The sequence below is a fragment of the Streptomyces sp. 13-12-16 genome (assembly GCF_002114215.1).
Taxonomy (GTDB): domain Bacteria; phylum Actinomycetota; class Actinomycetes; order Streptomycetales; family Streptomycetaceae; genus Streptomyces.
In genome coordinates, this window is record NZ_NCTE01000361.1 from 1 (window position 1) to 9,593 (window position 9,593).

Annotated in this window: 9 protein-coding genes and 1 tRNA gene; 6 read left to right on the forward strand and 4 right to left on the reverse strand. The window is 70.7% G+C overall.

What is annotated here, in order from left to right; genetic code table 11:
* Positions 1-314: 314 nt before the first annotated feature.
* On the reverse strand, positions 315-782 hold the full coding sequence (locus B7767_RS15190; RefSeq protein ID WP_073936669.1) for a RidA family protein: 468 nt from the start codon (positions 780-782) through the stop codon (positions 315-317).
* The gene (locus tag B7767_RS44630; RefSeq protein ID WP_003975360.1) at positions 779-940 is read right to left on the reverse strand and encodes a DUF4177 domain-containing protein; all 162 of its coding nucleotides are present in this window, start codon (positions 938-940) and stop codon (positions 779-781) included. Before B7767_RS44630 ends, B7767_RS15190 begins: the two co-directional genes overlap by 4 nt.
* Positions 941-1,067: 127 nt before the next feature.
* On the opposite strand from B7767_RS44630, the gene B7767_RS15195 reads away from it, so the two are divergent.
* Together B7767_RS15195 and B7767_RS15200 are read left to right on the forward strand one after the other, a co-directional pair.
* Positions 1,068-2,045: an ArsA-related P-loop ATPase gene (locus tag B7767_RS15195; RefSeq protein WP_085572658.1), complete on the forward strand. Its 978-nt coding sequence runs from the start codon at positions 1,068-1,070 to the stop codon at positions 2,043-2,045.
* 154 nt (positions 2,046-2,199) lie between these two features.
* Positions 2,200-3,600, forward strand: coding sequence for an ArsA family ATPase (locus B7767_RS15200; RefSeq protein WP_085572659.1), 1,401 nt, complete (start codon positions 2,200-2,202; stop codon positions 3,598-3,600).
* Between the two features lie 55 nt (positions 3,601-3,655).
* On the opposite strand, the gene wblA is transcribed toward B7767_RS15200, so the two are convergent.
* Entirely contained in the window at positions 3,656-3,994 is a 339-nt protein-coding gene (wblA, locus tag B7767_RS15205; RefSeq protein ID WP_179167156.1) for a transcriptional regulator WblA, read from the reverse strand.
* 430 nt (positions 3,995-4,424) lie between these two features.
* Between wblA and B7767_RS15215 the strand changes: the two genes are divergently transcribed.
* A complete protein-coding gene (locus B7767_RS15215; protein WP_085572661.1) occupies positions 4,425-6,728 on the forward strand; it encodes a transglycosylase domain-containing protein in 2,304 nt (767 codons plus the stop codon).
* Positions 6,729-6,920: 192 nt separating this feature from the next.
* On the opposite strand, the gene B7767_RS15220 is transcribed toward B7767_RS15215, so the two are convergent.
* The gene (locus tag B7767_RS15220) at positions 6,921-7,385 is read right to left on the reverse strand and encodes a GatB/YqeY domain-containing protein (RefSeq protein WP_085572662.1); all 465 of its coding nucleotides are present in this window, start codon (positions 7,383-7,385) and stop codon (positions 6,921-6,923) included.
* Positions 7,386-7,490: 105 nt separating this feature from the next.
* Between B7767_RS15220 and B7767_RS15225 the strand changes: the two genes are divergently transcribed.
* From B7767_RS15225 to B7767_RS15235, 3 genes are all read left to right on the forward strand, one after another.
* Complete coding sequence (locus B7767_RS15225) at positions 7,491-8,417, forward strand: metallophosphoesterase (RefSeq protein WP_085572663.1); 927 nt, start codon at positions 7,491-7,493, stop codon at positions 8,415-8,417.
* A gap of 206 nt (positions 8,418-8,623) precedes the next feature.
* Positions 8,624-9,412, forward strand: a complete 789-nt coding sequence (locus B7767_RS15230) for a Pr6Pr family membrane protein (RefSeq protein ID WP_085572664.1) — start codon at positions 8,624-8,626, stop codon at positions 9,410-9,412.
* Between the two features lie 33 nt (positions 9,413-9,445).
* A tRNA-Pro gene (locus tag B7767_RS15235) sits at positions 9,446-9,519 on the forward strand.
* Positions 9,520-9,593 lie beyond the last annotated feature (74 nt).

Consider the following 9,593-nt stretch of genomic DNA (forward strand, 5'->3'; position numbering starts at 1 on the left):
CCGTCCCGGCTTCCCGCACACGCGACGGCGGGGGCGGGGCGGCACGTCCGGCAGGACGAGCGTCCCGGCTTCCCGCAGCGCGTCGGGCCCCCGGGACAAGCCGGTGGCGGCCCGCCCGGACCCCGCCCTGTCGGCGCACCGCGCCGAAACAGCGGACCCGGCCGCCAGACGGATCGTGCAGACGAGGCGAACCCGGCCGACGGGGTGGACCAGGCCGGCAGAGCGAACCCGGCCGACGAGGCGGACCAGGCCGACGGGGCGAGCCCTGTCAGCAGGTGGGCCCCATCGACGGGGCGGGCCCGGTCGGTCGAGGGCTACGCCTCCGTGAGTTCCACCTGGATCTCGACCTCCACCGGAGCGTCCAGGGGCAGTACCGCGACGCCCACCGCGCTGCGGGCGTGGACGCCCTTGTCGCCGAGGACCTCGCCGAGCAGTTCGCTCGCGCCGTTGAGGACGGCCGGCTGGCCGGTGAAGTCCGCGGCGGAGGCCACGAAGCCGACGACCTTCACCACGCGCGCCACCCGGTCCAGGTCCCCGGCGACGGACTTGACCGCGGCGAGGGCGTTCAGCGCGCAGGTGCGCGCCAGCTCCTTCGCCTCCTCCGGGGTGACCTCCGCGCCGACCTTCCCGGTCAGCGGAAGCTTGCCCTCCACCATGGGCAGCTGGCCGGCGGTGAAGACGTACCGCCCCGACCGCACGGCCGGCTGGTACGCGGCCAGCGGCGGGACGACCTCCGGCAGGCTCAGGCCCAGCTCGGCCAGTTTCGCCTCGACGGCGCTCATGCCTGCTTCTCGCGCTTCAGGTAGGCCACCAGCTGCTCGGGGTTGTTCGGCCCGGGCACGACCTGGACGAGCTCCCAGCCGTCCTCGCCCCAGGTGTCCAGAATCTGCTTCGTTGCGTGGACGAGCAGCGGCACAGTCGCGTATTCCCACTTGGTCATGCGGCCGACTCTAGCCCCCGCCCGCGTGGGACGCGGCCCCCGTCCCACCCCCTCGCGCGGGGCGCGACGTCCGGGAACCGCCACCCGGAGCCGCCGGGGCGCGGGGCGAGCATTTAGGCTCGAAGACGTGAGCAGGCTCCAGGTCGTCAGTGGCAAGGGCGGAACCGGCAAGACCACGGTGGCCGCGGCCCTCGCGCTGGCCCTGGCCACGGAGGGGAAGCGGACGCTCCTCGTCGAGGTCGAGGGCCGCCAGGGAATCGCGCAACTCTTCGAAACGGAGGCGCTGCCCTACGAGGAACGGAAGATCGCCGTCGCTCCGGGAGGCGGCGAGGTGTACGCCCTCGCCATCGACGCCGAACTGGCCCTTCTGGACTACCTCCAGATGTTCTACAAGCTCGGCGGTGCCGGCCGGGCCCTCAAGAAGCTCGGCGCGATCGACTTCGCCACCACCATCGCACCCGGTGTGCGGGACGTCCTGCTCACCGGCAAGGCGTGCGAGGCGGTGCGCCGCAAGGACAAGCACGGGCGTTTCGTCTACGACTACGTCGTGATGGACGCCCCGCCGACCGGCCGCATCACCCGCTTCCTCAACGTCAACGACGAGGTCGCCGGGCTCGCCAAGATCGGCCCGATACACAATCAGGCGCAGGCGGTCATGCGGGTGCTGAAGTCGCCGGAGACGGCCGTGCACCTGGTGACGCTGCTGGAGGAGATGCCGGTCCAGGAGACCGCCGACGGCATCGCGGAACTGCGCGCCGCGCGGCTGCCGGTGGGACGGGTCGTGGTGAACATGGTCCGGCCGGAGCTGCTGGACGGGGACGGGCTGGAACTCGTGACGGCGGTCCCTCGTTCCTCCATCGCGCGGTCACTGTCGTCCGCCGGCCTCGGTGGCGCGCGGCGCGGGGGACACGCCGAGCGGCTGGTGGACCCGTTGCTCGCGCAGGCCGAGGAGTACGCCGAGCGGTACACGCTGGAGACCGAGCAGCGCGCCGTGCTGGCGGACCTCGACGTGCCGTTGCACGAGCTTCCGCTGCTCGCGGAGGGCATGGACCTGGCCGGCCTGTACCGGCTGGCCAGGGAGCTGCGCCAACAGGGCATGTCATGACCGAGCACCGCGCCCGTACGTCCCGGTCCCGCACGGACCGTCCCCACCGTCGGCCCCACCGCCGTACCGGCCCCACCACGCACCGTCGCCACTACCGCGGCCACCGCCGTACCCACCCCGTCACGAGTCGGAAGCACCGGAAGCAGGGGATGTCATGAGTCGTCGTCCGGAACCGGCGCAGGCCCAGGACCCGGCCCGTCACCACCTCTCCCCCACCCGCACGCTCGACATCGACCCGCTGATCGAGGACCCCGCCACCCGGATCGTGGTGTGCTGCGGTTCGGGCGGGGTCGGCAAGACGACCACCGCGGCGGCGCTCGGCCTGCGCGCGGCCGAGCGGGGGCGCAAGGTGGTGGTCCTCACCATCGACCCGGCCCGCCGCCTCGCCCAGTCCATGGGCATCGACTCGCTCGACAACACCCCGCGGCGGGTGAAGGGCATCGACGACTCCGCGGGCGGCGAACTGCACGCGATGATGCTCGACATGAAGCGCACCTTCGACGAGATCGTCGAGGGGCACGCGGACCCCGACCGGGCCGCCGCGATCCTGGGCAACCCCTTCTACCAGTCGCTCTCGGCGGGCTTCGCGGGCACGCAGGAGTACATGGCGATGGAGAAGCTGGGCCAGTTGCGGTCCCGGGACGAGTGGGACCTCATCGTGGTCGACACCCCGCCCTCCCGTTCCGCCCTGGACTTCCTGGACGCCCCCAAGCGGCTCGGGTCCTTCCTCGACGGCAAGCTGATCCGCGTCCTGCTGGCCCCGGCGAAGGTCGGCGGCCGCGCGGGGATGAAGTTCCTGAACGTCGGGATGTCGATGATGACCGGCGCCCTGGGCAAGGTGCTCGGCGGCCAGCTACTGAAGGACGTACAGACGTTCGTGGCCGCGATGGACTCGATGTTCGGCGGGTTCCGTACGCGCGCGGACGCCACGTACAAGCTGCTCCAGGCGCCCGGGACGGCATTCCTGGTGGTGGCGGCCCCGGAGCGGGACGCGCTGCGCGAGGCCGCGTACTTCGTGGAACGGCTGGCGGCGGAGGAGATGCCGCTGGCCGGGCTGGTGCTCAACCGGGTGCACGGCAGCGGCGCGGACCGGCTGTCGGCCGAGCGGGCGCTGGCCGCCGCGGAAAATCTTGAGGACTCCCGCATTGTGGATCAGGTGGACGGGAAAGCTGGACTTCGTAACTCTCCCGAAACGTACGGCAGTTCAGAATCCCCCGCTCCCACCGGATCTCCTGCTCCCACCGGGTCCCCCGCTCCCGCCGGGTCCCCCGCGCACACCGAAGACACGGCCGGCGCCGACGGCCCTGAGGCCACGGACGCCGACACGGACCGGTCCGTCGACCGGCTCACCGCGGGCCTGCTGAGGCTGCACGCCGAGCGGATGCGGCTGCTCTCGCGCGAGCAGCGCACACGTGACCGCTTCACCGCGCTCCACCCCGAGGTGGCGGTGACCGAGGTGGCCGCGCTGCCCGGCGACGTGCACGACCTCGCGGGACTGCGGGACATCGGTGACCGGCTCGCGGCCGACCGGCCGGAGCTGCCCGAAACGCCCTAGACCAGGACCGCGGGGGAGAGAGGAGACAGGGGAACGCGAGAGCCCCCGAGGGCCCTCAGCTCACCGCCGCGTAGCTCTCGTACACCTCGTCGTCGTTGAGCGGCACGACACCCGGCCCCCGCTCGTACTCCGAGCGCGCGGTCTCCAGCAGCCTGCGCCAGGAGGTCACGGTCGGCCGCCGGCGCAGCAGTGCGCGGCGCTCACGCTCCGTCATGCCTCCCCATACGCCGAACTCGACGCGGTTGTCGAGCGCGTCGGCCAGACATTCGGTGCGTACCGGACATCCGGTGCACACCGCCTTGGCCCTGTTCTGCGCTGCTCCCTGAACGAACAGTTCATCCGGATCGGTAGTGCGGCAGGCAGCCTGCGCACTCCAGTCGGTAACCCAGCCCATACCGGCGCCGTCCTCTCCCGAATCGAGGCTCCCCCACGGCGGCAGCGGCATATTCACCGCCGCCAGTTGAGGACGTTACGGAAGGTGGGCACAGCGCAACACCCCCAGCGGGCCCAATCTTGAATGGTCCGAACGGACTATGGGTAAGCGGCAGATCACCCGGGGGAGTGAGGGGACGACATACGCGACGAACCCGGCATTTCAGGTCAGTTCAGTTGCGTCACAACGGACACCGCATGACACACGAGGCGGATCCGGACACGGGCTCAACATCCCTCGACGCAAACTCGTACGAAAAAATTCGAGGAGATCCGGAACGATTCGGGGTCGCCGGACGTATTGATACGTGGCCTCACTGCTGTGACAGTTGAGAGCAGCTTAGGCCAAGGCATATACGCTTGTCCGGCGAATGAGAACGTAGGCTGCTCCCATGCCAAAGAAGCGCTCGGGCGGTGGTCTGTCTCCCGCACAGCAGGCCGCCAAGTTCCTCGGTGTCAGTGTCCTCGCGGGGGCCGTCATGGCCGGCATCGCGCTGCCCGCGGTGGGCGCGCTGGGCCTGGCGGCCAAGGGATCGGTGGAGAGCTTCGACGAGCTCCCCGCCAACCTCAAGACGCCGCCGCTGAGCCAGCGCACCACCATCCTCGACGCCGACGGCGGCCAGATCGCCACCGTCTACTCGCGTGACCGCACGGTGGTCGACCTCAAGGACATCTCGCCGTACATGCAGAAGGCGATCGTCGCGATCGAGGACTCGCGCTTCTACGAGCACGGCGCGATCGACCTCAAGGGCGTCCTGCGCGCGCTCAACAAGAACGCGCGCAGCGGCGAGGTCTCCGAGGGCGCGTCCACGCTCACGCAGCAGTACGTGAAGAACGTCTTCGTCGAGGAGGCGGGCGACGACCCGACGAAGGTCGCGCAGGCCACCCAGCAGACCATCGGCCGCAAGATCGCCGAACTGAAGTACGCGATCCAGGTCGAGGAGGAGCTGGGCAAGAAGAAGATCCTCGAGAACTACCTGAACATCACCTTCTTCGGCCAGCAGGCGTACGGCGTCGAGGCCGCCGCCCGGCGCTACTTCTCCAAGTCCGCCAAGGACCTCAACCTCCAGGAGTCCGCCCTCCTCGCCGGCCTCGTCCAGTCGCCGAGCCGCTACGACCCCGTCAACGACGAGGCGGAGGCGAAGAAGCGGCGCGATGTCGTCATCCGGCGGATGGCCCAGGTCGGCGCCGTCTCGCAGACGGAGGCCGACAAGGCGGTGGAGGCCCCGCTGGGCCTGAAGGTCAGCAAGCCGAAGAACGGCTGCATCACCGCGGTCAACGACGCCGGGTTCTTCTGCGACTACGTGCGGAACGTCTTCCTCAACGATCCGGTCTTCGGCAAGACCAAGGAGGACCGGGCCAGGATCTGGAACCAGGGCGGCCTGACCATCCGCACGACGCTCGACCCGAAGGCCCAGGGTTCCGTCCAGCAGTCGCTGAAGGACCACATCTACACGAGCGACAAGGTCGCCGCCGCGACCACCCTCGTCGAACCCGGCACCGGCAAGGTCGTGGCGATGGGGCAGTCGAAGCCGTACGGCACCAACGCCAAGCAGCACGAGACCGTGATCAACTACTCGGTCGACTTCGCCATGGGCGGCTCCAACTTCGGCTTCCCGACGGGTTCCACCTTCAAGCCGTTCGTGGCCGCGGCCGCGCTGGAGGAGGGCAAGCCGCCGACGCAGTCCTACTCCGCCCCGTTCGAGATGCCGTACCCGGCGACCGTGCGCGGCTGCAACAAGCCCTGGGTGAACGACGGCGACTACAAGCTGGAGAACGAGAACGAGTCCGAGGTGGGGCCGTACGCGCTCAAGGAGGCGATGGCCAAGTCGGTCAACACCTACTTCGTGCAGATGATCGAGGACATCGGCATGTGCCCCGTGGTGACGATGACCGACAAGCTCGGCGTGGTCCAGGGCAACGGGAAGAAGATCCCCGAGGTCCCCTCCTCGATGACCCTCGGTTCCACCGGCCTCTCGCCGCTCACGATGGCGAGCGCGTACGCCGCCTTCGCCTCCCGGGGCATGTACTGCACGCCGGTCGCCATCGAGTCGATCACCCAGAAGGTCGGCAACGAGCAGAAGTCGCTCGAGGTGCCGAAGTCGACGTGTTCGCGCGCGATGAGCGAGCAGACCGCGGACACGGTGAACACCCTGCTGCAGGGCGTGGTCGACTCCGGTACGGGTCAGGCGGCCGGCCTCAGCGACCGCGCCAACGCCGGTAAGACGGGTACGACGGACGAGCGCAAGAACGCCTGGTTCGTCGGCTACACGCCGAACCTGTCGGGCGCCGTGTGGGTGGGCAGCGCGTCCCAGGAGGTCGAGATGAAGAACATCACGATCGGCGGCGTCCCCCACGCGCTCGTCTTCGGTGGCGCGGTCCCGGGCCCCATCTGGAAGGACGCCATGACCGGCGCCCTGTCGGGCAAGGAGTCCCCGTCCTTCAACCTGGTCAACATCCCGGACCCCCAGGACCGCGACGAGGACGAGGGCGACGGCGAGGGCGACCGTGACGACGACGGCAACAACGGTGACAACGGCGACGGCGGTTTCATCGGCGGCCTGATCAGCGGCGGCAACGGCAACGGGGGCGGCAACGGATCGGGCGGCCCGGGAGACACCGAGCCGGACCCGGGCTTCTCCGCCCCGGAGGGCTTCATCCGGGGTGCGGGCACCGGCCCCGGAGGACGCGACTGACGGCCCCGGCCGGAGCCGGACACGTCGAACGGCCCCTTCCCCGCCACTGCCGGGGAAGGGGCCGTTCGACGTCGTGACCGGAATGCGAGGGGCCGGGCTCGGCCGGCCCCGTACGCGGCAGGCCGTACGCGCTGCTCAGCAGGCCGTACGTGCTGCTCTTCAGCCGGCCGTACGCGGCGCCGGAACCGGTGGTCAGCCGGCCAGCAGCTTCTTCACCTCGGCGGCGACCCGGCCGCCCTCCGCCTGCCCGGCCACCTTCGGGTTCACGATCTTCATCACGGCGCCCATGGCCCGCGGCCCCTCCGCACCCGCCGCCTTCGCCTCCTCGACGGCCTGGGCGACGATCGCGCTCAGCTCCTCGTCGGAGAGCTGCTTGGGCAGGTACTGCGCCAGCACCTCGCCCTCCGCCTTCTCCCGCTCGGCCTGCTCGGAGCGGCCCCCCTGCGCGAAGGCCTCCGCCGCCTCGCGGCGCTTCTTCGCCTCGCGGGTGATCACCTTCTGCACCTCGTCGTCGGAGAGCTCGCGCTTCTCCTTGCCCGCGACCTCCTCCTTGGTGATCGCGGCGAGCGTCAGCCGGAGCGTCGAGGAGCGGAGCTCGTCGCGCCCCTTGATCGCGGCGTTGAGGTCATCCTGCAGCTTCGACTTGAGCGTGGTCATGGCTCGATTGTCGCAGGTGCGCGACGACGAACGCCTACTGATTTAAAGGACCCCGTCCCCCCGGGGCCGTTCGGAGGACCCCGCCGGATCTGACACGATGGGCCCATGCGCGCGCGATACGGAATCCCCCTGGGAATCACGGCGGCCGGCGCCGCCGGACTGCTGTACGCGGCGGGCTTCGAGGCCCGCTCCTTCCGCCTCCGACGGGTGACCGTCCCCGTCCTCCCGTCCGGGATGCGCCCCCTGCGCGTGCTCCAGGTCTCCGACATCCACATGGTCGGCGGCCAGCGCAAGAAGCAGCGCTGGCTGCGCTCCCTGGCGGGCCTGCGCCCCGACTTCGTGCTCAACACGGGCGACAACCTGTCCGACCCCGAGGGCGTGCCGGAGGTCCTCGACGCACTCGGCCCCCTGATGGAGTTCCCGGGCGCGTACGTCTTCGGCTCCAACGACTACTACGGCCCCACGCTGCGCAACCCCGCCCGCTACCTGGTCGAGAAGGTCCAGGGCCGCCACGGTCTGAACGGCAACGCCCAGGCGGTCGGCGTGGTCCACAACCCGTGGGAGGACCTGCGGGACGGCTTCGACGCGGCCGGCTGGCTGAACCTGACGAACACCAGGGGCACCCTGAAGATCGAGGGCACGTCGATCGAGCTGACCGGCCTGGACGACCCGCACATCAAGCGCGACCGGTACGCGGAGGTCTCGGGCGGCCCGTCGGACGGGGCGGACTTCTCGATGGGCGTCGTCCACGCCCCGTACCTGCGTGCCCTGGACGCCTTCACGGCCGACGGCTACCCGCTGGTCCTGGCCGGCCACACCCACGGCGGCCAGCTCTGCATCCCCTTCTACGGCGCCCTGGTCACCAACTGCGACCTGGACACGGACCGTGTGAAGGGCCTGTCCACGCACACGTCCGAGGGCCGCACGTCCTACCTCCACGTCTCCGCGGGCTGCGGCACCAGCCGCTACACCCCGGTCCGCTTCGCCTGCCCTCCGGAGGCGACGCTGCTGACCCTGGTCGGCCGGGACTGAGACCACCCGGCCCGGCCGGGGTCGAGACCACCTGTCCCGACCGGGTCTGAGACCACCTGTGACCCGGGCCGAGGCCACCCGCTTCGACCGGGACCGGGACCATCCACCTCGGCCTGACCGGGACCATCCACCTCAGCCGGGACCGGGACCACCCGTTCGGTCCACCCACATCGCCCCGAACCGGACATCCGCCCACGCTGGGGTGCATGACCGCCCCGATACCCAGGGACCTCCCGGACATCCCCGCCCTGCCGCGGACGCATCCGGCGTCGGCCGCCCTCTTCGCCCCCGCCAGAGCCGTCGTGCCCCTGGTGCGCCGCCCGCTGGCAGCGGTGTACCGCCTGCTCCTGGCGCTGCTGGCGGCGGGGGCGGTGGTACTGGAGACCCTCCTCGGCGACCCGGCCCGGGTCATGAGTCACTTCGCGGTCCAGAGCGCGGTCCTGCTGGCCGTGGTCACGCTCGCCTCGGCCCGCCGCGCCTGGAGCGCCCGTCACCCCCTGCCGGGCGCGATCACGGGAGCGGCCCTGCTGTACGTGATCATGGCGTCCCTGGTCCACCACATCCTCCTGGCGGACGCGGCCCCGCGCTTCTCGGTGACGGACGGGACCGCCGGGTCGGCAGGCTGGCTGGAGCCGCTCGCCGCCCACACCCTGCACACGGTGCTCCCCGTCGCCGCGCTGCTGGACTGGCTCCTCCTCACCCCGCCGGCCCGCACCCGCCTCCGCCAGGCCGCCACCTGGCTGCTGTACCCCCTGGCCTACCTGGTCTTCACCCTGGTCCGGGGCGAACTCCTCCCCGGCTCCCCCGCCCGCTACCTCTACCCCTTCCTCGACGTCGCCCGGCACGGCTACCGGAACGTCCTCGCCAACGCCCTCCTCCTGGGCCTCGCCTGCTACGCCCTGGCCGTCCTCCTCGTGGCCCTGGACCACACCCGCCCGAACCCGGTCCGCCGCCGCCCGAAAACCGGATTTCGCCTCCGGCCCCCGGTGGGCTAAAGTAAACGTCGTCGCCGCGAGAGCAGCGACGATCGGGGTGTAGCGCAGCTTGGCAGCGCGCTTCGTTCGGGACGAAGAGGTCGTGGGTTCAAATCCCGCCACCCCGACAGCCGTAGCAGCAGGTAGACCACCGCGTAACATTACGCGGTGGTCTTCTTGTTTCTGCCTGCGTGTCTATCTG